Annotated in this window: 19 protein-coding genes; 9 read left to right on the top strand and 10 right to left on the bottom strand. The window is 64.0% G+C overall.

The window, feature by feature from the left end; all coding sequences use genetic code 11:
* Positions 1 to 207 precede the first annotated feature (207 nt).
* Positions 208 to 534 (bottom strand): antibiotic biosynthesis monooxygenase family protein, encoded by a 327-nt coding sequence (locus tag B2U07_RS21235; RefSeq protein WP_296277754.1) that lies wholly within the window; start codon positions 532 to 534, stop codon positions 208 to 210.
* Positions 531 to 1,268, bottom strand: coding sequence for a CTP synthase C-terminal region-related (seleno)protein (locus B2U07_RS21230; protein WP_275546210.1), 738 nt, complete (start codon positions 1,266 to 1,268; stop codon positions 531 to 533). Before B2U07_RS21230 ends, B2U07_RS21235 begins: the two co-directional genes overlap by 4 nt.
* A gap of 96 nt (positions 1,269 to 1,364) precedes the next feature.
* Here B2U07_RS21230 and B2U07_RS21225 point away from each other — a divergent pair, with 96 nt between their 5' ends.
* Positions 1,365 to 2,228, top strand: coding sequence for a LysR family transcriptional regulator (locus tag B2U07_RS21225; RefSeq protein WP_275546211.1), 864 nt, complete (start codon positions 1,365 to 1,367; stop codon positions 2,226 to 2,228).
* 300 nt (positions 2,229 to 2,528) lie between these two features.
* On the opposite strand, the gene B2U07_RS21220 is transcribed toward B2U07_RS21225, so the two are convergent.
* From B2U07_RS21220 to B2U07_RS21200, 5 genes are all read right to left on the bottom strand, one after another.
* Positions 2,529 to 4,310 carry an ABC transporter ATP-binding protein gene (locus B2U07_RS21220; protein ID WP_275546212.1) on the bottom strand — a complete coding sequence of 594 codons (1,782 nt, stop codon included), beginning with the start codon at positions 4,308 to 4,310 and terminating at the stop codon, positions 2,529 to 2,531.
* Positions 4,303 to 4,935 carry a DsbA family protein gene (locus B2U07_RS21215; RefSeq protein ID WP_275546213.1) on the bottom strand — a complete coding sequence of 211 codons (633 nt, stop codon included), beginning with the start codon at positions 4,933 to 4,935 and terminating at the stop codon, positions 4,303 to 4,305. The genes B2U07_RS21220 and B2U07_RS21215 overlap by 8 nt, the downstream gene beginning before the upstream one ends.
* Positions 4,936 to 4,938: 3 nt before the next feature.
* Entirely contained in the window at positions 4,939 to 5,877 is a 939-nt protein-coding gene (locus tag B2U07_RS21210; protein ID WP_197856725.1) for a rhodanese-related sulfurtransferase, read from the bottom strand.
* 199 nt (positions 5,878 to 6,076) lie between these two features.
* Positions 6,077 to 6,370, bottom strand: a complete 294-nt coding sequence (locus B2U07_RS21205; protein WP_275546214.1) for a BolA family protein — start codon at positions 6,368 to 6,370, stop codon at positions 6,077 to 6,079.
* Positions 6,371 to 6,381: 11 nt separating this feature from the next.
* A complete protein-coding gene (locus B2U07_RS21200) occupies positions 6,382 to 6,879 on the bottom strand; it encodes a DUF2059 domain-containing protein (protein ID WP_275546215.1) in 498 nt (165 codons plus the stop codon).
* Positions 6,880 to 7,154: 275 nt separating this feature from the next.
* On the opposite strand from B2U07_RS21200, the gene B2U07_RS21195 reads away from it, so the two are divergent.
* The 3 genes from B2U07_RS21195 to B2U07_RS21185 all read left to right on the top strand — a co-directional run bounded on the left by B2U07_RS21195 (position 7,155) and on the right by B2U07_RS21185 (position 10,254).
* Positions 7,155 to 8,165 (top strand): DUF2804 domain-containing protein, encoded by a 1,011-nt coding sequence (locus B2U07_RS21195; RefSeq protein ID WP_197856728.1) that lies wholly within the window; start codon positions 7,155 to 7,157, stop codon positions 8,163 to 8,165.
* A gap of 84 nt (positions 8,166 to 8,249) precedes the next feature.
* The gene (locus tag B2U07_RS21190; protein ID WP_197856729.1) at positions 8,250 to 9,644 is read left to right on the top strand and encodes a class II fumarate hydratase; all 1,395 of its coding nucleotides are present in this window, start codon (positions 8,250 to 8,252) and stop codon (positions 9,642 to 9,644) included.
* Positions 9,637 to 10,254: an NAD(P)H-dependent oxidoreductase gene (locus B2U07_RS21185; RefSeq protein WP_275546216.1), complete on the top strand. Its 618-nt coding sequence runs from the start codon at positions 9,637 to 9,639 to the stop codon at positions 10,252 to 10,254. The genes B2U07_RS21190 and B2U07_RS21185 overlap by 8 nt, the downstream gene beginning before the upstream one ends.
* Positions 10,255 to 10,260: 6 nt before the next feature.
* Here the strand turns inward: B2U07_RS21185 and B2U07_RS21180 are convergent, their stop codons facing one another.
* On the bottom strand, positions 10,261 to 11,211 hold the full coding sequence (locus B2U07_RS21180; protein WP_197856731.1) for a DMT family transporter: 951 nt from the start codon (positions 11,209 to 11,211) through the stop codon (positions 10,261 to 10,263).
* Positions 11,212 to 11,489: 278 nt separating this feature from the next.
* Here B2U07_RS21180 and B2U07_RS21175 point away from each other — a divergent pair, with 278 nt between their 5' ends.
* Positions 11,490 to 11,750: a DUF6316 family protein gene (locus tag B2U07_RS21175; RefSeq protein ID WP_275546217.1), complete on the top strand. Its 261-nt coding sequence runs from the start codon at positions 11,490 to 11,492 to the stop codon at positions 11,748 to 11,750.
* An 11-nt stretch (positions 11,751 to 11,761) separates the two neighbouring features.
* On the opposite strand, the gene B2U07_RS21170 is transcribed toward B2U07_RS21175, so the two are convergent.
* Both B2U07_RS21170 and metE read right to left on the bottom strand, forming a co-directional pair.
* On the bottom strand, positions 11,762 to 12,751 hold the full coding sequence (locus B2U07_RS21170) for an alpha/beta fold hydrolase (protein ID WP_275546218.1): 990 nt from the start codon (positions 12,749 to 12,751) through the stop codon (positions 11,762 to 11,764).
* Between the two features lie 198 nt (positions 12,752 to 12,949).
* A complete protein-coding gene (gene metE, locus B2U07_RS21165; RefSeq protein ID WP_275546219.1) occupies positions 12,950 to 15,238 on the bottom strand; it encodes a 5-methyltetrahydropteroyltriglutamate--homocysteine S-methyltransferase in 2,289 nt (762 codons plus the stop codon).
* A 167-nt stretch (positions 15,239 to 15,405) separates the two neighbouring features.
* On the opposite strand from metE, the gene metR reads away from it, so the two are divergent.
* From metR to B2U07_RS21145, 4 genes are all read left to right on the top strand, one after another.
* A complete protein-coding gene (metR, locus tag B2U07_RS21160) occupies positions 15,406 to 16,323 on the top strand; it encodes a transcriptional regulator MetR (protein ID WP_197856742.1) in 918 nt (305 codons plus the stop codon).
* A 284-nt stretch (positions 16,324 to 16,607) separates the two neighbouring features.
* Positions 16,608 to 17,264 carry a TetR/AcrR family transcriptional regulator gene (locus B2U07_RS21155; RefSeq protein ID WP_275546220.1) on the top strand — a complete coding sequence of 219 codons (657 nt, stop codon included), beginning with the start codon at positions 16,608 to 16,610 and terminating at the stop codon, positions 17,262 to 17,264.
* A 9-nt stretch (positions 17,265 to 17,273) separates the two neighbouring features.
* Positions 17,274 to 18,362: an efflux RND transporter periplasmic adaptor subunit gene (locus B2U07_RS21150; RefSeq protein ID WP_275546221.1), complete on the top strand. Its 1,089-nt coding sequence runs from the start codon at positions 17,274 to 17,276 to the stop codon at positions 18,360 to 18,362.
* 1 nt (position 18,363) lies between these two features.
* The gene (locus tag B2U07_RS21145; protein WP_275546222.1) at positions 18,364 to 21,519 is read left to right on the top strand and encodes an efflux RND transporter permease subunit; all 3,156 of its coding nucleotides are present in this window, start codon (positions 18,364 to 18,366) and stop codon (positions 21,517 to 21,519) included.
* Positions 21,520 to 21,758 lie beyond the last annotated feature (239 nt).

Raw genomic sequence — 21,758 nt, 5'->3', positions numbered from 1 at the left:
ATTGTTATGGCGAACGCACGAATGCGCTGCGGACAACCTCATGACAACCGAGCGCAGACCCGCTCTCAAGATGGCTTGCGACACTTCGACACAGTAGCCAAGCGCAGCACCGGCAAATTTTCGTTACGCCAGGCCATTCATGCAGACATCGCCCCGCTTGGCGTAAAGGAAACCTTACACACCGGTCTGCCGGCTTGCCGCTGGCACTCAGCCAGAACGTGAGAAGGTGTAGGCGCGTTCGACCTTGGCCACGCGTGTGGCGAAAGCGGCGTACCAATCGGCTCGCCCCTGTTCACGCACAATGCTGTGCTCGGCATGCTCACGCCAGGCGCGGATTGCCTCCTCGCTCTGCCAATAGGACAGGTTGATACCCAGGCCATCGCTGCGCGCCGACTCCACGCCGAGAAAACCGGGTTGTTGCGCGGCCAGTTCCAGCATGCGTTGCGCGGCCTCGGCGTAGCCGGTGTCCATCTCCGTGCGCTGGGAGGTGAAGATCACCACGTAATAGGATGGCTCCGGCGTAGCGGCGATCACGAGGCCACGGCCAGATGGGCTTCGTGCACCGACTGCACCGCACAGGCGCCGACCAAACCGGCCACAACCGGCGGCAGACGGCCTTCCAACGCCGCACGCTCGGGCTGGAACAGGGTCGCGATGAAGAAAGGATGATCCTCAAGCTCGATGGCGCGTACTGCGCCCGCTTCGTCATGCCCGGAGGCCTTCAGCGCCTGCGCCATCAGCGGCTCGACGAAAGCGTCACTCAAGCCGTAGCGGCACAGATACTGCTCACTGATCTCGCGCACGCCGTACAACTCGGCGATGCGAGAACCAGAAACCAGGTGCACATGCTCGCTGACGTCCAGCAGTGCACAAGTCAGCGGCGCGATCAGCTGAGTCTGCGCCTGCGGCGACAGTTCGGCGTGCTCGGCATCGACCCAACCCAGGCGGTTACGCGCGTATTCGAGCAGCGCGTGCTGGAAGCCGCCACAGGTGCCGAGGAATGGCACCCCCTGCTCGCGGGCAAAATTAATGGCGCGTAGCGCGCCCTCGGTCGCGACATAGGGGCTGCCAGGCACGCACCAGATGCCGTCATAGGCCATCAGGGCGGCATCCTCGAGAATGCCGTCAGTGGCCAGCCAATCATGCTCGACCGCCACTCCCAGGGCTTCACTGGCCAGGCGCAACGCCTCGGGGATGGCCCGGTGCGCGGTGATCGCCGGATCGTAATCACCGACCAGCGCAACCCTGACTCGACACTTGCTGTACATACGCTTTCCCTCCAACTTGCATGGCAGCCTCCTTGCCACTATAAGATGGCGCTCGCGCAATAATAATTGGCGAATAGACAAGCAGAGATTGCAGCCATGCAATATCAAATTGACCACACCGACCTCTCGCTGGTACTCGCTCTGGTGCGCGGCCGCTCCCTGGCGCGGGCCGCAGAACTGCTGCAGGTGGACGTCTCCACCGTATTTCGCGCCGTACGCCGGCTGGAAGCCGCATTGGGTGTGGCGCTGTTTGAAAAGAGTCGGCGCGGCTACGAACCCAGCGAAACCGCACGCGCCCTGGCGGAACAGGCCGAACGCGCCGAACAGGCGCTGGATGCCGCGCGAGTGGCGCTGGAGCTGGGCAAGCAGGTGGTCAGTGGCACGGTGCGCCTGACCTGCACCGACGCCGTACTGAGCAGCCTGCTGCTACCGGCCATGGCGCGTTTCATGCCCAATTACCCGGCCCTGGCGCTGGAGTTGGTAACGTCTAATGACTTCGCCAACCTCAGCCGGCGCGACGCCGACCTTGCCCTACGCCTGACCAACGAGCCACCGGAGCACCTGGTGGGCCGGCGTCTGGCCAAGGTGTCCTATCTGGTTTGTGCGCGCGATGATGGTCAGGATCGCAGCGACCTGGCCCGTCAGATCTGGATCGCCCCGGACGAGGCGATGCCGGATCACGCCACGGTACTGTGGCGCCTGCGCGAATTGCCAGGCGTCACGCCCAATTACCGCTGCAGCAGCATGTACGCCGTAGCACAACTGGCGCGCGCCGGCTTGGGCGTTGCTGCCCTGCCCGACTTCGTGCTGCGTGCCCATCCGGAGCTCAAGGCACTCGGCCCGCCCCTGGCCGGCTGCGACACCGAACTTTGGCTGCTGACCCGCCCCGACTGCCGGGCGTTGCGCTCGGTGCAGACGCTGTTCGAGGAGTTGAGCGAAGCGTTGATGAGCGATAGCTGAGGCGGAACGTCGCCGCTAAAGCGCCTCCCACAGAGCAGGAGAGGCAGTCGTTGTAGCGGTGGAATCTTGTGGGAGGGGCTTTAGCCGCGACTGTCCAGGAAGCTGCGTAGCCCGGATGCAATCCGGGGACATTGGTTGCGCAAAAGAGCATCGCGGCTGAAGCCGCCCCTACCTATCCCGTAGAAGGCCCGTAGGGCGGGTGCAACCCGCCAGGCCGCTGATGGCGGGTTGCACCCGCCCTACAACTGTCATTCCTTGGAACGGCCGAGCGTCATTCCGATTCAACCGCGAAGTAGCAACTCACCCCTGCTGCAAATGCCCATACAGCTTGGCGTACAGCCCGCCTTCGGCGATCAGTTGCTGATGGTCGCCATCCTCGGCAACGCTGCCGCCATCGAACACCAATACCCGATCGGCCTGCTTCACCGCACTCAGGCGGTGGGCGATGATCAGCGTGGTGCGGCCTTCGAGAAATTGCGCCAGCGCTTCGTGCAGGGCGTACTCGGTCGCCGCATCCAGCGCCGAAGTGGCTTCGTCGAGGATCACCACCTTGGGTTCTGCGAGCACCATGCGGGCGATGGCCAGGCGCTGGCGCTGGCCGCCGGACAAGCGCACGCCACTGCGTCCGACAACGCTGTCCAGCCCCTGCGGCAGTTGCGCAATGGTGTCGTGCAACTGGGCGATGCGCAGCGCCTGCCAGCAGGCCTCGTCGCTGCGCTCGCGGCCCATGGTGAGGTTGGCGCGCACCGTGTCGTTGAACAGCGCCGGGTGCTGCAGCACCACCGCAACGTTGTCACGCACACCGTCCAGGCCGATCTCCTCCAGCCTGCTGCCGCCGAAGCGGATGCTGCCGGCCTGCGGCGTATACAGCCCCAACAGCAGTTGCACCAACGTGCTCTTGCCGCCGCCCGATGCGCCAACGATGGCGACCTTCTCGCCTGGGCCAATGGACAGGTCGAGACGATCCAGCACCGGCTCGTCGCCATAGCCGAAGGTCAGCCCGCGCACCTCGATGCCCACCGTGTCACGGCCCTTGAAGGGATCGACGCGCCCTTCGTACTGCGGCTCATCCTTGCGCGCCAGCAGCTCGTTGATCCGCGTCAGCGCACCACCGGCTGCATAGAAGGCGTACTGCAGGCTGAGCAGTTGCTCCACCGGGCCGATCATGAACCACAGGTAGCTGAACACCGCGAGCATCTGGCCGATGGACAGGTCAGAGAACAGCACGGTGAGCATCGCCGCGGCGCGGAACACATCGATGCCGAACTGGAACAGCAGGCCGCTGGCACGGTTCGACGCGTCGCTCTTCCATTGCGAGGCTACGGCGTAATCGCGCACCTCACGCGCCCGACCGCCAAGGCGACCGAGGAAATAGCCCTGGCGGTTGCCGGCACGCACTTCCTGGATCGCTTCTAGGGTCTCAGTCAGCGCCTGGGTGAAGCGCGAGGTGCTGTCATTCTCCAGCTTCTTCAGGTGCTTGACCTTCTTGCCCAGCAGCACGGTGGCGTAGATCACCAGCGGGTTGAACAGCAGGATCAGCAGGGCCAGTTGCCAGTGCATCCAGATCAGGATGGCCGAGGTGCCGACCAGGGTCAGGATCGCCACCAGAAAGCGGCTCAGGGTCTCGCCGACGAACTTGTCGAGGGTATCCAGATCGGTAACCAAGTGAGTGGTCACCGTGCCGCCGCCCAAACTCTCGTATTCGCCGAGGGAGATGCGCTTGAGCCGTTCGATCAGGCGCATGCGGATGCGGTAGACAATGTCCTTTGACAGCCTGGCGAACAGGCGTGCCTGCAGCACGTTGAAGATCAGCGCCGAGCCGCGCAGCAGCAGGGTCAGCAACAGCATCAGACCGATATAGCCGGCGGCCGTTTCCCAGTCGGCGGGCAGGAAGTTGTCCATCACCTTGAGCGCCGCATCGCCGTCGTGCAGCAGCACTTCGTCCACCAGCAACGGCAACAGCAACGGGATCGGCACGCTGCACAAGGTCGCCAGCACGGCGACCAGGTTGGCCAGAATCAGCGCTTTCTTGTGACGCAGGGCCAGGCGACGGATTTCTGCCCAGCTCAACCGATCAGGCATTGGCGGCGCGCTCCAGCCAGCGGCCCAGCAGCGGAGACAAGGCATCGAGTGGCTGGTAGCCATTGGTCAGCAGCGCCAGCTGACCGTCGCGCTCGGCCAGCAAGGTAGGGAAACCGGCGATGCCCAGATCCTGCACCCAGCTGAAGTCCGCGGCCGTGGCCTCATGCATGGCCTGGCTGTCGAAGGCCTCGGCGAACTCGATGCGCGGAATCCCGGCCTGCTCGGCCAGCTGTACCAGCACGCTGGCCTGGGTGACGTCGGCGCCCTCGGTGTAAAAGGCACGCTGGATCAGCTTGAGCAGGGTCCAGGCGCTGGGCGTATCGAGGTTGCGTGCAGTGACCAGCGCGCGGCAGGCCGGCTCGGTGTCATACACCAGCCCCTCGGGCAGGCCTCGGTCGAAATCGAACAGCTGCCCGGTGCTGGCATTCACCGCCTGCCAATAACCCAGGTAACGCACGCGCGCGGCGGCATCGATCGCCACCTGATCGCGGCGCAGGCCGCCCACCACGATCTGCAACGGCACGCCGGCTGCCGCCGCCTGCTCCGCCAGTTCCTCGACCACAGGTGCGAAGCCCCAGCACCAGGAGCACATCGGGTCCATTACGTAGAGCAGGCGGCTCGCCATGGGTCAGGCCTCGTTCAGTTGGCGGGGATCACGGCCGATGGGATGCGGCTGGTTTCGCTGGCGCGCCAGTTCGATCTGCTTCTGCCGCTCGCGGGCGCTCTCGCGGGTCTTTTCCGGCAGCGAATCCCAGCAGTGCGGGCAACTGACGCCGGGGCTGTAGAACTCGGACTGGCGGTCCTCAACGGAGATCGGGGTGCGACAGGCATGACACTGATCGTAGTCGCCTTCGGACAGGTCGTGGCGCACGGTCACACGGTTGTCGAAGACGAAGCAGTCGCCTTGCCACTTGGTCTGATCCTGCGGCACTTCCTCGAGGTACTTGAGGATGCCGCCCTTGAGGTGATAGACCTCCTCGAAGCCTTCGCCGAGCATGTAGCTGGAGGCTTTCTCGCAGCGGATACCGCCGGTGCAGAACATCGCCACCTTCTTGTGTTTGCTCGGGTCGAAGTGGGCCTTGATGTACTCGGGGAACTCGCGGAACGACTTGGTCCTGGGGTCGATGGCACCCTCGAAGGTACCGATGGCTACCTCGTAGTCGTTACGCGTATCGATCAGCAATACTTCCGGGTCGCTGATCAGAGCGTTCCAGTCCTGTGGTTCGACGTAGGTGCCGACGCGCTGGTTGGGGTCAACGCCCGGCACGCCGAGGGTGACGATTTCCTTCTTCAGCTTGACCTTGGTGCGATAGAACGGCTGTTCATCGCAATAGGATTCCTTGTGGTCGATATCGGCCAGGCGAGCATCCAGGTGGAACCAGGCGAGCAGCGCATCGATGCCGGCGCGGCTGCCGGACACGGTGCCGTTGATGCCTTCTTCGGCGAGCAACAGCGTGCCCTTGATGCCATTGTCGATGAGGGTTTGCAGCAAAGGCTCGCGCAGCGCCTGGTAATCCGGCAGGGAGACGAATTTATACAGCGCCGCGACGACGATCTTGTCGGTCATGAATATTCTCTCAGTAGTCGCCCACGTAAAGGGCGGACTGGCGTGACATGAAAAACGCCGGCATGGCCGGCGCGGAGGGATTGTAACAAAGCAGAGAATCGCCGGGGCGGGTTGGCGACAAGGCGCGACAGCCTGTCACGTAGCCCGGATGCGATCCGGGAACTGCCGATGGGTTTCCCCGGATTTCATCCGGGCTACCTCAATGACCACCACGGCAGGTCGGCGAGGCCGGTGCCACGCCTTGCGCTGCCCACTCCTGCGGCGTGTAGGTGTGCAGCGCCAGCGCGTGGATCTGCTCCATAAGCTCGCCGACGGTGGCATAGACCTTCTGATGTCGCTTGACCGCATTGAGCCCGGCAAACGCCGGGCTGACGATCACCGCCTTGTAGTGGGTTTCCAGGCCGCGGCTGTGCATATGGCTCTCGTCCAGCACCTCGAGATGCTCGGGCTCCAGCGCAGCGAGGGCAGCGGTGATCAGGTCTTGCTTGGACATCTTGAGCTCCATCAGGGTTGTTTCGGCAGTCCGAGCTCGCCGCTCATGTCGGCCAGCAGCTTGTTCACCTCAGGCACCGCGGCTTCCAGCTTGCTCTGGGTGATCTGCGCGGATTGCGCGGTCAAAGTCGGCATCTTCTGCAGCACCTTCTGCCCCAGCGGCGACTCGTAAAAGGCAATCAGATCCTTGAGCTCCTGCTCGTTGAAGTTGCTGGTGTAGAGCTTGACCATGTCCGGCTTCAGCTTGTCCCAGCCTACCGCCTTGTCCAGCGCGGCATTGGCCTTGGCCTGATAGCTCTCCAGCACCGCCTTCTTGCCGTCCGGCGCCTCGGCGAAACGCTGGGCGAACATCTGCTGCACCTGGCCGTACACGGGCACGGTCAGCTTGTCGGCATGGGCCAGCTTGAGAAAACGCTCGGCATCGGCGGCGTGGCTGGCGGCATCGGCCATGGCCAGGGATGCGCTCGCGCTGAGCAGTATGGCGGTGCAGAGTGTGGAGAAACGGAGCATGGGAGGCGTCCAGGGTTATGAATGAGTCTGGGTAGACTGCGGTGGCGGCATTTTGTGCCCTGCGCCCAAAACCCTCAAGCGATGCGAGTTGTGCACTGGCTCACAGCAGCCATGCAGACCGGCGCACCCGCTGGTCAGTTGCCAAAATGCCAGTACTTGCTCATGCTTGGGCGAGCTCGGCATCCTGCGTGATATTCACCATTCTTATCAAGGTGTGCGCACTCCCCGGACTCGGCAATTGATAGCCAGCCTGCGCACAAACATGGACGTGCCCGATGACCAGTCTCACCTCACATGAGCCGCTTCCGCGCCAGCCACTCTGCGACAGCAAGGGCCGCTTGCTGGACGAGGCCATCGGCTGGTCCAGCCGCCCGCAAGTGGACTGCGCCCTACGCGGCCATCTGGGACGGCGCAAACGCTGGAACCACTGGTGCATCACCACTCCGCAATGGATGCTCGCGCTGACCCTGGCCGACCTTGACTACCTTGGTTACGGCGCCGCCTATTTTCTCGATCTGGAGTCCGGCCAGTCGGTCGCCCACGCTCGGTTCCGCCTTTTCGCCCTGGGCTGCCAACTGCCCGACCTGCCGCAGGAGAGTCACGCCTTCAACCACTCTCGTCTGCAGCTGCGTGCCGACGAACATCCCGGGCGTTTGCGTCTTACCGCATCAGCGCCCGATATCGGCGGCCAACCGCTGCAGATCGCCCTGGACATTCAGCGACCTGCGCACCTGCAATCGGTCAATCTGGTGGCGCCACTGAAAAATGGTGGTTTCCATGCCACCAGTCGCCACCTTGGGCTGCCCACCGCCGGCAGCCTGCAACTGGGAAACAAGCATTACAGCTGCGTGCCTGGCCAGAGCTTCGCCGCGCTGGATTTCGGTCGTGGCGTCTGGCCGCTGCACAGTCACTGGCAGCGAGCCGCTTTCGCCGCCGCGGGCGGTATCGCCGGCAATTTCGGTACGGGCTGGCTGGATCACAGCGGCCTGTCGGAAAACGCCCTGTGGTTCGGCGGTGAAGTACAGCTGCTCGACAGCCCGCTGCATATCGTCCGCAGCTCGCAGGCGCCGCTGGCCCCCTGGCGCCTGGACAGCGAAGACGACCGCGTGTCCCTGCGCTTCACCCCTCGCCAGTTACATAGAGCCTGTCCCAAGTTTGGCCCCTTCCGCGCCAACACCGCACAGCGCTTCGGCCACTATGATGGTGTGCTGCGCGGCCCGAAGGGCGAGCGTGTTCCGGTAGATGGCGCGCTGGGCTGGCTGGGCGAAACCCACGCCCGCTGGTAATCGGCGCGATAGATAAGTTGCGGAACCAGTCTCCGGCGGCGCGACCTAAACTGCCAGCAACCTCGAACATGCCCGGAGAACGCCATGAGCCGCACCGAAACTGACAGCATCGGCCCCATCGAAGTCCCCAACGACGCCTATTGGGGCGCACAGACCCAACGTTCGCTGATCAACTTCGCCATCGGCCAGGAGCGCATGCCGCTGGCTGTGCTGCACGCGCTGGCGCTGATCAAGAAAGCCGCTGCACGGGTCAACAGCCGCAGCGGAGAGCTGCCGGCCGATATCGCCCGGCTTATCGAGCAGGCCGCCGACGAAGTGCTCGAAGGCCAGCACGACTCGCAGTTCCCCCTGGTGGTCTGGCAGACCGGCAGCGGCACGCAGAGCAACATGAACGTCAACGAGGTGATCGCCGGCCGCGCCAACGAATTGGCTGGTGGCCAGCGCGGCGGCAAGACTCCGGTCCACCCCAACGACCACGTCAACCGCGCGCAGAGCTCCAACGACTGCTTCCCCACGGCCATGCATATTGCCGCCGTCCAGGGCGTTCGCCATTGCCTGCTGCCGGCGCTGGCCGAGCTGCGTGACGGTCTGCAGGAGCAGGCGCAGCGCCACGCCAACCTGGTCAAGACCGGGCGCACCCATATGATGGACGCCACGCCAATCACCTTCGGTCAGGAGCTGTCTGCCTTCGTCGCCCAGCTCGGGCATGCCGAAGCGGCAATTCGCGCCGCCCTGCCCGCCGTCTGTGAACTGGCCCAGGGTGGCACCGCCGTCGGCACGGGTTTGAATGCGCCGGCCGGTTTTGCCGAGGCCATCGCCGCCGAATTGGCGGCCCTCTCCGGCCTGCCGCTGACCAGCGCACCGAACAAGTTCGCCGCACTGTCCGGGCATGAGCCGCTGGTGCAGCTCTCCGGCGCACTGAAAACCCTCGCCGTGGCCTTGATGAAACTGGCCAACGACCTGCGCCTGCTCGGCTCGGGCCCGCGCGCCGGCTTCGCCGAGGTACGCCTGCCGGCCAACGAGCCGGGCAGTTCGATCATGCCCGGCAAGGTCAACCCGACCCAGTGCGAAGCGCTGTCGATGCTCGCCTGCCAGGTGCTGGGCAACGACGCCACCATCAGCTTCGCCGCCAGCCAGGGGCACTTGCAGCTCAACGTGTTCAAGCCAGTGATCATCCATAACCTGCTGCAGTCGATCCGCCTGCTTGCCGACGGCTGCCGTAACTTCCAGCAGCACTGTGTGGCCGACCTGCAGCCGGATGCTGCACAGATGGCCGCGCATCTGGAAAACGGCCTGATGCTGGTGACAGCGCTCAATCCCCACATCGGCTACGACAAAGCCGCTGAGATCGCCAAGAAAGCCTATGCCGAAGGCAGCACGTTGCGCCAGGCAGCACTGCAACTCGGTTATCTGAATGAAGAGGAATTCGACCAATGGGTCAGGCCGCAAGACATGCTCGGAGCCGGGCGGCATGAGTGAGGGCAAGAGCGGCGCCACACCGCTGGAAGGCGATGGCAAACGAATCCTGCTGATTCTCGGCACGCCGAAAAAGAACAGCCTCTGCCATGCCCTGGCTGAGGCCTATACCCACGGCGCACGCAGCAAGGGCCATGTAGTCCGCCAGTTGAGGCTGGGTGAAATGCAGTTCGACCCGATACTGCGCGACGGTTACGAACAGAGCCAGAACCTGGAGCCGGACCTGCTCGAAGCACAGCGCCTGATCCACTGGGCCGAACATCTGGTATTCGTCTACCCGGTGTGGTGGGGCGGCATACCGGCCTTGCTCAAGGGCTTCTTCGACCGGGTATTCCTGCCCGGTTTCGCCTTCAAGTACCGCAACCGCTCGCAGCTCTGGGACAAGCTGCTCAGCGGCCGCAGCGCCGACCTGCTGGTGACCATGGACACGCCACGCTGGTACTTCCGCTGGATCTACGGTGCCCCGGCGCATCGGCAGATGGTGCGCACCATCCTCGGTTTCTGCGGTATCAAGACCCGCCGCCTGAACGAGTTCGCCCCGGTGCGCCCGTCCGGCGAAGAGCAGCGTCAGAGCTGGCTGCGCAAGGCTGAAACGCTGGGAAGCAGCGTTTAAACGTCGTCAGGACCTGGCCTTGCGCGCCCGCAGAGCCGCCATCAGCGACGGGCCAAGCGCGGTGAGTGCCGAGCCGAGCACGACCACCACCGCACCGGCATAGGCGATCCAGTTGACCTGTTCGGGCAGCACATGGTCCGGCCACCAGGTCGAAGCCAGGGCTACGGAAACGAAAGTCACCAGCGGGGTCAGCGCCAGGGTCGCGCTGACTCTTGAAGCCTCCCAGTGCGCCAATGCTTCGGCGAAGGCGCCATAAGCCACCAGAGTATTCAGGCAGCAGGCCAGCAGCAGCCACCCCTGCAGCGGGCTCAGCTCCAGCACTTGCAAGGGATGCGCCCAGGGCGTCAGCAGCAGCGCGCAGGCCAGGTAGATGACCATCATCACCTGCACGGAGCTCCACGAGGTGAGCAGTTGCTTCTGTGCCAGGCCATAGAAGGTCCAGACGAAGGCCGCAGCCAGCACGGTCAGCACGCCGGTGGTGTAGGTCGTGAGCGAGGTCAGCAGCTCACCCAGGCGCTGATTGAAGAACAGACCGAAGCCCAGCAGCATCACCATCAGGCCCAGCGCCTGGCCCAGACTGAAACGCTCGCGAAAGACGAACAGACTGCTGATCAGCAACAGGATCGGCGCCACCTGAATCACCAGCTGCGTGGTTCCTGGACTCAGCAGATTGAGCCCGACCAGATACAGCACGTAGTTGCACGTCAGCCCACCGACGGCCAGCGCCAGCAGCCAGCCGCCCTTGCGCCCGAGCGGGCGAAAACGCGGTAAGCGCCGAGTCGCAGCCAGATAGGCGAACAACAAGGAGCCCGCCACGGCCAGGCGATACCAGGTGACGGTTACCGGGTCCATCACCTGGAGAACTTCTTTGAGCTTGATTGGCAGGATGCCCCAGAGCACGGAAGTGATCAGGGCGAGCAGCAGGCCGTACATCCAACGGCCGGAGGAAATGTGCATGGTGACCTCAGGCAAGCGGTCGACAGAGCACGTCGTCCGCAGCCGACCATTCTAGGAGAGGTGAGGTTATCGACACAGCAACAGTTCGGCCTGGCAGACGAGCCCAACTGTACTGCCCAAGATTCAGACCTGCCGGCAGGTTGGCGCCAAATATCCAAAAAAATCGCTTAAATCTGCAAAAAAATGCGGCCAAAATCGACCATTTGTCGTTTTGCCAAGCGCGCCGTTTCGCTTGTATTAGGCTTGAATCATCCAGCCCCTCAGATGGAGCTTTCATCATGTTCGGCCAACGTATCGCTGACTCGCAACCCGGCACGCATTACCGCAGTTCTCGCGTCAGCGCCGTCAATGGCCAGTATTTCTTTGCCACCCGCGAAGGCACGCTGGAAGGTCCATTTCTCTCCCGACACGATGCAGAGCAGAGCATCACGCGCTATATCGAGCGCATGGCCATGTCCGACAAGCTGCTGCGCCACAGCAGCGAACACATCGACAACCTGCAGCGCCGCGAAGCGATCAAGCACAATCAGGAGCTCTGAACGCTCGATCGCTACAAACGTGCCAGCCCCAGATCTTCCCGATGCGCCGCAAGATGCGGCAGCACCGCGGCCAGCAGTGGCTCCTTGAAGGCATCCTGAAAGCGATGCGCCAAACCCGGAATCAGCTTGAGTTCGGCGCCCTTGATATGCGCCGCCACATGCACGCCATGCATCACCGGCAACAGCGGGTCGGCCGTACCATGCACCACCAGCGTCGGCACTTTCAGACGATTTAGCAACTCGACCCGGCTCGACTCGGCGAGAATCGCCAGCAACTGACGTTGCACGCCTTCGGGATTGAACGACCGGTCATAGGCCACTTCGGCCTGGTGCAGCAGCAAGGCGCGATCATCATGTACCGAAGGACTGCCGAGCGCCGCGAGCAGATCGGCCTGCTGCTGCAGAGCGGCCTCACGACTGCCCGCCTCACGCCGCGCCAGCAGGGCCACCAGGGCATCGCTGGGCGCCGGCAAGCCTTGCGCGCCCGAACTGGTCATCACCAACGTCAGGCTGAGGACGCGCTGCGGCGACAGATCGGCCAGGTGCTGGGCGATCATTCCGCCCATGCTCGCGCCCAGGACGTGAAAGGCATCGACACCGAGACTATCCATCAACGCCAGGGCATCGCCCGCCATGTCACGCAGGTGATAAGGCGCGCCGAGCGACAGCCCCAGACGGTAACGCAGCACTTCGTAAGGCAGGTTGATGCTCGGTGCTGGCTTGCGCCAGCTGCTCAGCCCCACATCGCGGTTGTCGAAACGCACGACGCGAAAGCCCTGCTGACACAGGCGCTCGACCACTTCGTCAGGCCAGTGGATCAGCTGTCCGCCCAGGCCCATGACCAGCAGCAGCGTCGGGTCGCGCTCGCTACCGACACTCTGGTAGGCCAGGCGCACGTCGCCGACGTCGGCATACCGGGTTGGCCCGGAAATATCACAACGGTTGGCCGCAAAAGACGGCAGGCCGCACAGCATCGCGACCAAAAAAATGAATGCACGCATGAAAACACCAGAAACGCAGAACCCCACTGGAACGCGATTCTGGTGAAAGTTGTTCGACTGCGCTGCCACACAAGCATGACAGTTTGATGAAGGAGGACGAACGGTCGGCGGCCAGGTGACGACAGCGGCCGGCCATAGCGTCGCGCCATGAAGCCCCTCGCTACGCGGGAGGAGCTTCAGCCACGGCAACCTGGAACATCAGGCCAGCTCGGCACGCAATTGCCTGGCCGCCGCGACCATATTCACCAGTGCTGCCTCGGTCTCCGGCCAGGCGCGGGTTTTCAGGCCGCAATCGGGGTTGACCCACAACCGCTCCAGTGGAATGCGCTGCGCCGCCTTGCGCAGCAGGCCGAGCATCTCAGTGCTGTCTGGCACACGTGGCGAGTGAATGTCATAGACGCCCGGGCCGATCTCGTTGGGATAATCGAAGCGCTCGAAGGCCTCCAGCAACTCCATGTCCGAACGTGACGTCTCGATGGTGATCACGTCGGCATCCATCGCCGCGATGGACTCGATCACGTCGTTGAACTCGCTGTAGCACATGTGAGTGTGGATCTGGGTTTCGTCACGCACGCCACTGGCGGTCAAGCGAAAGGCTTCGGTGGCCCAGTCCAGGTAATGCTGCCAGGCGGCCTTGCGCAGCGGCAGGCCTTCGCGGAACGCAGCTTCGTCGATCTGGATGATCCTGATGCCCGCGGCCTCCAGATCCACCACCTCGTCGCGAATCGCCAGCGCCAGTTGCCTGGCCTGCACTTCGCGGGATACGTCCTCGCGCGGGAAGGACCACATCAGCATGGTCACCGGGCCGGTCAACATGGCCTTCACCACCTTGTCGGTCAGGCTCTGGGCATAGCGAATCCATTCCACGGTCATCGCCTGCGGACGACTCAGGTCGCCGACGATGACCGCCGGCTTGACGCAACGCGAGCCATAGCTCTGCACCCAGCCGAAGCGGGTGAAGGCGTAGCCGTCGAGCTGCTCGGCGAAGTACTCGACCATGTCATTGCGCTCGGCCTCGCCGTGCACCAGAACATCCAGGCCAAGGCGTTCCTGCACACTCACGGCTTCACGTATTTCGCCGTGCATGGCGTCAAGGTAATCGGCGGCGCCGAGTTTGCCCTGCCTGAACGCCTGGCGTGCCAGGCGGATGGCCGAAGTCTGCGGGAAGGAGCCGATGCTGGTAGTCGGCAGCACCGGCAACTGCAGGCGCTCGCGCTGTTTGCCGATACGCTCGGCGAATGGCGACTGACGCTGGGCATGACGCGGGCGAGTCGCCGCCAAACGCGCCTGAACCTCGGGCTTGTGAATGCGCGTCGATGCAGCGCGAGCAGCCTGTACCGCACGGCTGGCCTCCAGTGCAGCCTGTACAGAGGCATCATCCGGCGCCTCCAGTGCCCTGCCGAGCACGGCAACCTCCGCGCATTTCTGTACGGCGAAGGCGAGCCAGCCCTTCAGTTCGGCGTCGAGTTGATCCTCGCGCGCCAGGTCCACCGGGCTGTGCAGCAGCGAGCAGGACGGCGCCACCCACAACCGCCCGCCCAGACGTTCGTGAGCGTGACGCAACACCTCCAGGGCCTTGTCCAGATCGCAGCGCCAGACATTGCGGCCGTTGACTACGCCCAGCGACAGCACCTTGTAGGCCGGCAGGCGATCGAGAATGGTCGGGTACTGCTCCGGCGCCCGCACCAGGTCGATATGCAGGCCATCCACCGGGAGGTTGGCTGCCAGGCCGAGGTTGTCTTCCAGGCCGCCGAAATAGGTGGCGATCAGCTTCTTGCAGGGTTCGCGCTGGATCAGGTTGTAGGCGCGCTCGAAGGCGTTCTTCCAGTCCTGCGGCAAATCCAGCACCAGAATCGGTTCGTCGATCTGCACCCACTCCACGCCTTGCGCAGCCAGGCGCTGGAGAATCTCGCCATACACCGGCAGCAGACGCTCGAGCAGCTCCAGCTTGTCAAAATCAGCGCCTTTGGCCTTGCCCAGCCATAAATAGGTCAGCGGGCCGATGAGTATCGGTTTGACCCGATGGCCAAGGGCATGCGCCTCCTCCACCTCTTCGAACAACTGCTCCCAGCTCAAGGCGAACTGCTGGTCAGCGCTGAATTCCGGTACCAGGTAGTGGTAGTTGGTGTCGAACCACTTGGTCAGCTCCTGCGCATGAGCGCCGCCGCAGCAGCTGTTTGTGACGCCGCGGGCCATGGCGAACAGCGTCTCCAGTGTCGGCTTGCCGTCCGCCGGACGGAAGCGCTCGGGAATCACGCCGAAAGCCAGCGAATGACCGAGCACCTGGTCGTACCAGGCAAAGTCGCCCACCGGCAACAGGTCGATGCCGGCGTCCTTTTGCAACTGCCAGTGCTCGGCGCGCAGGCGCTGACCGACCGCACGCAGCCCGGCTTCATCCAGCTCGCCTTGCCAGTGCGCTTCGAGAGCTTTTTTCAGTTCACGGTCACGACCGATGCGCGGGAAACCGAGGGAATGAGACAGGGCCATGACTTGACGCTCCACAATGAATCGAGATGGCGCCATTTTCGGCATCGGCCATGAGTGAGACAAACTCAAGATTTTCGCCTTGATCTATAGATTTACTCATGTAGGCTGTATGAAGCATATTCATCCAGTTCCGAAGCTGGATGAGTGAAACCTTCACAGAGACCGCCATGCTCGAGCTACGCCACCTGAAGACCCTGCACGCCCTGCGCGAAACCGACAGCCTGGTAGAGGCAGCCGAGCGCTTGCATCTGACCCAGTCGGCACTGTCACACCAGTTCAAGGAGCTGGAGGAGCGCCTTGGCCTGCAGTTGTTCGTGCGCAAGACCAAGCCGGTGCGCTTCACCAGTGCCGGCCTGCGCCTGCTGCAGCTGGCCGACGCTACCCTGCCCCTGCTGCGCGGCGCCGAACGCGACCTGGCGCGTCTGGCCGGCGGCACTGCCGGCCGCCTGCATATGGCCATCGAATGCCACAGCTGCTTCCAGTGGCTGATGCCGACCATCGATCAGTTTCGCGATGCCTGGCCGGAAGTGGAGCTGGACCTGGCCTCGGGTTTCTCCTTCGCCCCGCTACCGGCATTGGCCCGTGGCGACCTGGATCTGGTGGTGACCTCAGATCCGATCGAGCTGGCCGGCATCACATACGTGCCGCTGTTCACCTACGAAGCCCAGCTGGCGGTCGCCAATCAGCATCGCCTGGCCTCCAGGGCCTTTATCCAGCCCGAGGACCTGGCCAGTGAAACCCTGATCACCTACCCCATCGAGCGCGACCGCCTGGACATCTTCACCCGCTTTCTCGAACCAGCCGACGTCGAGCCGGCGCAGGTTCGTACCTCCGAGCTGACGGTGATGATGATGCAACTGGTGGCCAGCGGCCGTGGCGTCTGCGGCCTACCCAACTGGGCGCTGCACGAATACAGCTCGCGGGGCTACGTCAGCGCCAAGCGTCTGGGCGAAAAAGGCCTGTACTGCACGCTGTACGCGGCGATCCGCAGCGACATGCTCGACGCGCCCTTCATGCGCGACTTCCTGCTGACCGCCAAGGACACCTCCTTCGCCAGCCTTGAGGGTGTCAGCGTGGCGCGCTGAGCCAGCTAGGCAGAACGCTGGTTCACGCCGATGAAAAGCTGCATCCGCCCCTTGGCGGGACTGCCACACAAGAACAGCGCAGGCGCCACTGACGTGTGGAACCGGCGCCCCGCTGCGAAGCGTTCGGCAATACCCCGCAAAACCACAACTTCGCCCCGAGGCGGGTTCCTACACGAAAGCGTTTGATTCGCTAGCCGCAATTTCCTTGTTACAACTCCCACCTTGCCGCATCGTGACCAACAGTCATAGCATGACCACCGGTCACAATCTTTGGTGGAAAGCCCATGCGCTACCAGGATCAACTCTTCCAGCAACGCGAAAGCGCTCTGCTCGAAGCCGCCCGCCAGCTGTTCCAGAATCACTCCTGGGATCGCGTCACTATTGCCGAGGTGGCGCGCCATGCCGGCATCGGCAAGGGCACCGTTTACAAGCACTTCTCCAGCAAGGAAGCGCTCTATGCGCGCCTGGTGCTGGATTGTTCGCGCCAGCATCTGGCCGAGCTGCAGGACATCGCCCGCAACGCGCCCACAGAAACTGCCATGCGCCGGGTCATTCGCCGCGCCTTCGAATTGCTGCAGGCAGACCCGCTGCAGGCGCAGCTTTGCCTGCTGTGTGACCGCCCGGCCTTTCAGGAGCGCCTGGAAGCGCCCTACCGCGCCCAGTTCGTCGAGTTGGAAGGCCTTTACATGAAGCTGTTCAGCGGCCTTCTGCAAGACAGCTTCAGCGACCTGCAGCTCTCCCCCGCGCACTGCCAACACCTTTTGTGGGGCGTGGAGGCCTGCGTTAACGGCGTCATGACGCGCATCGCCTCCGGCGGTTTCGCGCACTGGGCCGAATACATCGAACTGGGCGCGTACTTCGACCGCGTTACCGACTTCATCATCGCCGGCCTGCAGGGCCAGGCTGCCGCGCTGCTGGCAGCGCCCGCCACCAACGAGTAAGCCATCGCCATGTTCGCGCAACTCAGCAAACGTCCCTGGATCATCGCCGTCATTATCGCCATCGTGCTGCTGCTCTGGCTGCTCAGCGGCGACCGCTTCGTCGCGCGCGACGAGGTACAGGCCGACCCCGATAAACCGGCCACGAGCGCCGAACCGGCCCGTGTAGAAGTGACGTGGCTGGCAGCTCAGCCCATGCAGCGCCAGCATGTGGTGCAGGGACAGATCGAGGCTTGGCGCCGCGTGGAACTGCGCGCCCAGGTCAGCGGCAGCGTGCAGAATCTGGATCAGGACAAGGGCAACCGCGTCGCCGCCGACCAGGTGCTGCTCAGCCTCTCGCCTGATGACCGTCCGGCCCAGGTCGCGCGCAGCGAGGCCGATGTTCGTCAGCGGCAAAGCGACGTCACCGCGGCCAAACGCCTGCGTGAGCGCAGCCTGGTTTCGGCCAACGAACTGATGCGCCTGGAGAGCGAGCTGGCCAAGGCCCGCGCCGAACTCGACAGCGCCCGCTTGCAGCAACGCAACACCAAGATCAGGGCACCGTTCGCCGGCATCTACGACCAGCGCATGGTCGAGCTGGGCGACTTCGTTCAACCCGGCCAGAGCCTGCTGACCCTGGTGGACATCGACCGCCTCAAGGTCAGCGCGCAGATCGCCCAGCAGCAGGTGACCCAGCTCGAATTGGGCCAGCCGGTGAAAGTGGAGCTGCTTGATGGCCGCACGCTGCAGGGCGAACTGCACTTCATCGCTGCCGCCGCCGACCCGGGCTCGCGCAGCTTCCGCATCGAGGTCAAGGTGGACAACCCGGACGGCCTGCGGCTGGCCGGGGCCAGCGCCACCCTGCATATCCAGACCGGCGAAGCCATGGCTCATCGTCTTTCCCCCGCCCTGCTCAGCCTGGACGAAAACGGCCGCCACGGCGTCAAGTGGGTCAACGATGCACAGCGCGTGGAGTTCACCCCGGTCGAGCTGATCAGCGTCGACAACCAGGGCGCCTGGGTCAGCGGCCTGCCGTCCAAGGTGGCGTTGATCACCCTTGGCCAGGGCTTCGTCCAGCCCGGCCAGCAGGTGAATGCGCAACTCGCGGCAGAGGGCAGTTGAAATGCACGCACTGATCGCCGCCGCGCTCGACCGCAGCCGCACCACCATCCTGATCCTATTGTTCCTGCTCTGCGGCGGGCTGGTGGCCTACGTCGCCATGCCCAAGGAATCCAATCCCGACGTCACCATCCCGATGATCTACGTCTCGGTGACCCTCGAAGGCATCAGCCCGGAAGATGGCGAGCGCCTGCTGGTGCGCCCGCTGGAGCAGGAGCTGCGCAGCCTGGAAGGGGTCAAGGAAATGCGCTCGATGTCCAGCGAGGGTCACGCCTCGGTGATCCTGGAGTTCGATGCCGGCTTCGACGCCAAGGTGGCGCTGGCCGACGTGCGCGAGAAGGTCGACACCGCGCGCAGCAAGCTGCCCGAGGAGGCCGACGAGCCGACCGTCACCGAGGTCAACGTGGCGCTGTTCCCGGTGCTGTCGGTGGGCTTGTCCGGGCCGATTGCCGAAACCGAACTGGTGTACATCGCCCGGCGCCTGAAGGAGAACATCGAGGGCATCGCCGAGGTGCTGTCGGTGGAAATCGGTGGCGACCGCGAAGACCTGCTGGAAATCGTCGTCGACCCGCAGGTGCTGGACAGCTACGGCATCGACTACAACGAGCTGTTCAATCTGGTCAGCCGCAACAACCGTCTGGTCGCCGCCGGCAGCCTGGATACCGGCGCCGGGCGCATGAGCATGAAGGTACCCGGCGTCATCGAAGACCTCGAAGACGTGATGCGCATGCCCATCAAGGTGGTCGGCACCAGCGTGGTCACCTTTGCCGACGTCGCCACCATCCGCCGCACCTTCAAGGACCCCACCGGCTTCGCCCGCATCAACGGCCAGCCGGCCATCGTGCTGGAAGTGGCCAAGCGCAGCGGCGCCAACATCATCGAGACCATCGACCAGGTCAAGGCGCTGATGGAACAGGCCAAACCCCTGCTGCCGCCGGGCGTGGAAGTCAGCTACATCATGGACCAGTCGCAGGAGGTGCAGAGCATGCTCGGCGACCTCCTCAACAACGTGCTGACCGCCATCGTTCTGGTGCTGATTCTGGTCGTGGCGAGCATGGGTATGCGCTCGGCGCTGCTGGTCGGCCTGACCATTCCCGGCGCCTTCCTCAGCGGCATCCTGCTGATCTGGATGCTCGGCTTCACCCTAAATATCGTCGTGCTGTTCAGCCTGATTCTGGTGGCGGGCATGCTGGTGGATGGCGCCATCGTCGTTTCCGAGCTGGCCGACCGCTATCTGCAACAGGGCCAGACACCGCGCCAGGCCTGGGCCAACGCGGCCACTCGGATGGCCTGGCCGGTAATCGCTTCCACCGCCACCACCCTGGTGGTGTTCCTGCCGCTGCTGTTCTGGCCCGGCGTGGTCGGCCAGTTCATGAAGTACCTGCCGGCGACGGTAATTCTTTGCCTGCTGGCATCGCTGGCCATGGCGCTGGTGTTCCTGCCGGTGCTCGGTGCCGTCACTGGCGGCCAGGCGCGTCCACAAGCCCCCGCCGCCAACCGCGCCGGTAACGCCTACCGTAACCTGCTTGCGACGCTGCTCAAGCGCCCAGGCCTGACCCTACTCGGCATGCTGGCGCTGATCGCCCTGATCTATGTCGGCTACGGGCGTTTCAACCATGGCGTGGAGTTCTTCCCCGACGTCGAGCCGGAAAGCGCGCAGATCTGGCTGCGCGCCCGCGGTGATCTGTCGGTGCAGGAGAAGGACGCCCTGCTCCAGCAGGTGGAAAAACAGGTAATCGGCATGCGTGAGGTCAAGGCGCTGTATGCACGCTCTCTGGCCCAGCCGGAAGGCCAGCAGGGCCAGCTCGGCGCCGACGTGATCGGCACCCTGCAGTTCCAGTTCGTCGACTGGCACCAGCGCCGGCCAGCCAAGGAGATTCTCGCCGAAATGAGCCAGCGCACCGCAGGTATTCCTGGCGTCATTCTGGAATTTCGCAAGCAGGAACAGGGGCCCACGGAGGGCAAGCCGGTGAAGCTGCAGATCAGCTCGCTGGACCCGGCGCTGGGCGAGCAATGGGTCGAACGCATCCGCGGCGAAATGCAGCGTCTCGGCGGTTTCGTCGATATCGAGGACGACCGCGCCCTGCCCGGCATCGAGTGGCGCATCAAGGTCGATCGCGAGGCCGCCGCGCGCTTCGGCGCCGATGTGCTCAGCGTCGGCAACGCGGTGCAGATGATCACCAACGGCCTGAAGCTGGCCACCTACCGGCCTGAAGATGCCACCGATGAGGTCGACATCCGCGTGCGCCTGCCCGGCAACTGGCGTTCGCTCGACCAACTCGGCCGCCTGACGCTCAACACGCCTTCCGGCCAGGTGCCGCTGAGCAACTTCGTCGACCTGCAGCCGGCACCCAAGGTCGGCACTCTGCGCCGCGTCGATGGCGATCGCACCATCACCCTGCAGGCCGATCTGGCTGAAGGCGCCCGCCTCGACGAACGTCTCAGGGCGCTGCGCGAAGCACTTGGCGATGTACCGGCCGAGGTCAAGGTGCAATTTGCCGGCGAAGATGCCGACCAGCGTGAGGCCGCCACCTTCCTGATGACCGCCTTCGTCGTCGCCATCTTCCTCATGGCGATCATCCTGGTGACCCAGTTCAACAGTCTCTACCAGGCGGCGCTGGTACTGTCGGCCATCGTCCTGTCCACCGCCGGCGTGCTGATGGGGCTGCTGGTCAACGGCCAGTCGTTCGGCATCGTCATGGTCGGCATGGGCCTGATCGCCCTGGCCGGCATCGTGGTGAACAACAACATCATCCTGATCGACACTTACAACCAGCTACGCCTTCAGGGCCTGCAGCCGCGCGAAGCGGCGCTGGAAACCGGCTGCCTGCGCCTGCGCCCGGTGCTGCTCACCGCGGTGACCACCATCCTCGGCCTGATGCCGATGGTGCTCAGCATCAACGTCGACCTGGTAACCCCAAGCCTTGGCTTTGGTGCCCCCTCGACTCAGTGGTGGACGCAACTGTCGAGCGCCATCGCCGGCGGCCTGGCCTTCGCCACGGTGCTGACCCTGCTGCTGACACCCTGCCTCTTGGTACTGGGTGCCCGCTTCGAACGCCGCCCGCCACCGCTGGAGAGCTACGACACCGACCTGCTCGACCTGCCCGAACATCTCATTGCCCGTGGCGAGGGAAAGTCGCACCTGCAACGCACCGATTGATGCCGCCATACGATAGACGGCAAAACGCCAGATATCGCCTAAGCTAATCAGCAATGACGGTTAAGGGCGGGAATGGAAAAGCAGCAGGGATGCTTTATCAACACGATGCGCATCGCAGAAACGACAAAGCCCTCTCTCGGAGGGCTTTGTTTTTCCGCTCGCCTCACATCGGCCAGCGCAAGCAATGAACACCGAGCTAACGAAGTGTGTGGGGTCGGCGTCCTGCCTGTAGGCCACTT

Source organism: Pseudomonas sp. UBA7530, from assembly GCF_002479365.1.
In the GTDB taxonomy this organism is placed as follows: Bacteria; Pseudomonadota; Gammaproteobacteria; order Pseudomonadales; family Pseudomonadaceae; genus Aquipseudomonas.
This window is presented reverse-complemented; position numbering and strand designations above follow the sequence as displayed.

What these genes read in the sequence shown, in the direction of transcription:
- B2U07_RS21230 (WP_275546210.1), bottom strand. Translation starts at nt 1,268, where the DNA reads ATGTACAGCAAGTGTCGAGTCAGGGTTGCGCTGGTCGGTGATTACGAT.
- B2U07_RS21225 (WP_275546211.1), top strand. Translation starts at nt 1,365, where the DNA reads ATGCAATATCAAATTGACCACACCGACCTCTCGCTGGTACTCGCTCTG.
- B2U07_RS21220 (WP_275546212.1), bottom strand. Translation starts at nt 4,310, where the DNA reads ATGCCTGATCGGTTGAGCTGGGCAGAAATCCGTCGCCTGGCCCTGCGT.
- B2U07_RS21215 (WP_275546213.1), bottom strand. Translation starts at nt 4,935, where the DNA reads ATGGCGAGCCGCCTGCTCTACGTAATGGACCCGATGTGCTCCTGGTGC.
- B2U07_RS21210 (WP_197856725.1), bottom strand. Translation starts at nt 5,877, where the DNA reads ATGACCGACAAGATCGTCGTCGCGGCGCTGTATAAATTCGTCTCCCTG.
- B2U07_RS21205 (WP_275546214.1), bottom strand. Translation starts at nt 6,370, where the DNA reads ATGTCCAAGCAAGACCTGATCACCGCTGCCCTCGCTGCGCTGGAGCCC.
- B2U07_RS21200 (WP_275546215.1), bottom strand. Translation starts at nt 6,879, where the DNA reads ATGCTCCGTTTCTCCACACTCTGCACCGCCATACTGCTCAGCGCGAGC.
- B2U07_RS21195 (WP_197856728.1), top strand. Translation starts at nt 7,155, where the DNA reads ATGACCAGTCTCACCTCACATGAGCCGCTTCCGCGCCAGCCACTCTGC.
- B2U07_RS21190 (WP_197856729.1), top strand. Translation starts at nt 8,250, where the DNA reads ATGAGCCGCACCGAAACTGACAGCATCGGCCCCATCGAAGTCCCCAAC.
- B2U07_RS21185 (WP_275546216.1), top strand. Translation starts at nt 9,637, where the DNA reads ATGAGTGAGGGCAAGAGCGGCGCCACACCGCTGGAAGGCGATGGCAAA.
- B2U07_RS21180 (WP_197856731.1), bottom strand. Translation starts at nt 11,211, where the DNA reads ATGCACATTTCCTCCGGCCGTTGGATGTACGGCCTGCTGCTCGCCCTG.
- B2U07_RS21175 (WP_275546217.1), top strand. Translation starts at nt 11,490, where the DNA reads ATGTTCGGCCAACGTATCGCTGACTCGCAACCCGGCACGCATTACCGC.
- B2U07_RS21170 (WP_275546218.1), bottom strand. Translation starts at nt 12,751, where the DNA reads ATGCGTGCATTCATTTTTTTGGTCGCGATGCTGTGCGGCCTGCCGTCT.
- metE (WP_275546219.1), bottom strand. Translation starts at nt 15,238, where the DNA reads ATGGCCCTGTCTCATTCCCTCGGTTTCCCGCGCATCGGTCGTGACCGT.
- metR (WP_197856742.1), top strand. Translation starts at nt 15,406, where the DNA reads ATGCTCGAGCTACGCCACCTGAAGACCCTGCACGCCCTGCGCGAAACC.
- B2U07_RS21155 (WP_275546220.1), top strand. Translation starts at nt 16,608, where the DNA reads ATGCGCTACCAGGATCAACTCTTCCAGCAACGCGAAAGCGCTCTGCTC.
- B2U07_RS21150 (WP_275546221.1), top strand. Translation starts at nt 17,274, where the DNA reads ATGTTCGCGCAACTCAGCAAACGTCCCTGGATCATCGCCGTCATTATC.
- B2U07_RS21145 (WP_275546222.1), top strand. Translation starts at nt 18,364, where the DNA reads ATGCACGCACTGATCGCCGCCGCGCTCGACCGCAGCCGCACCACCATC.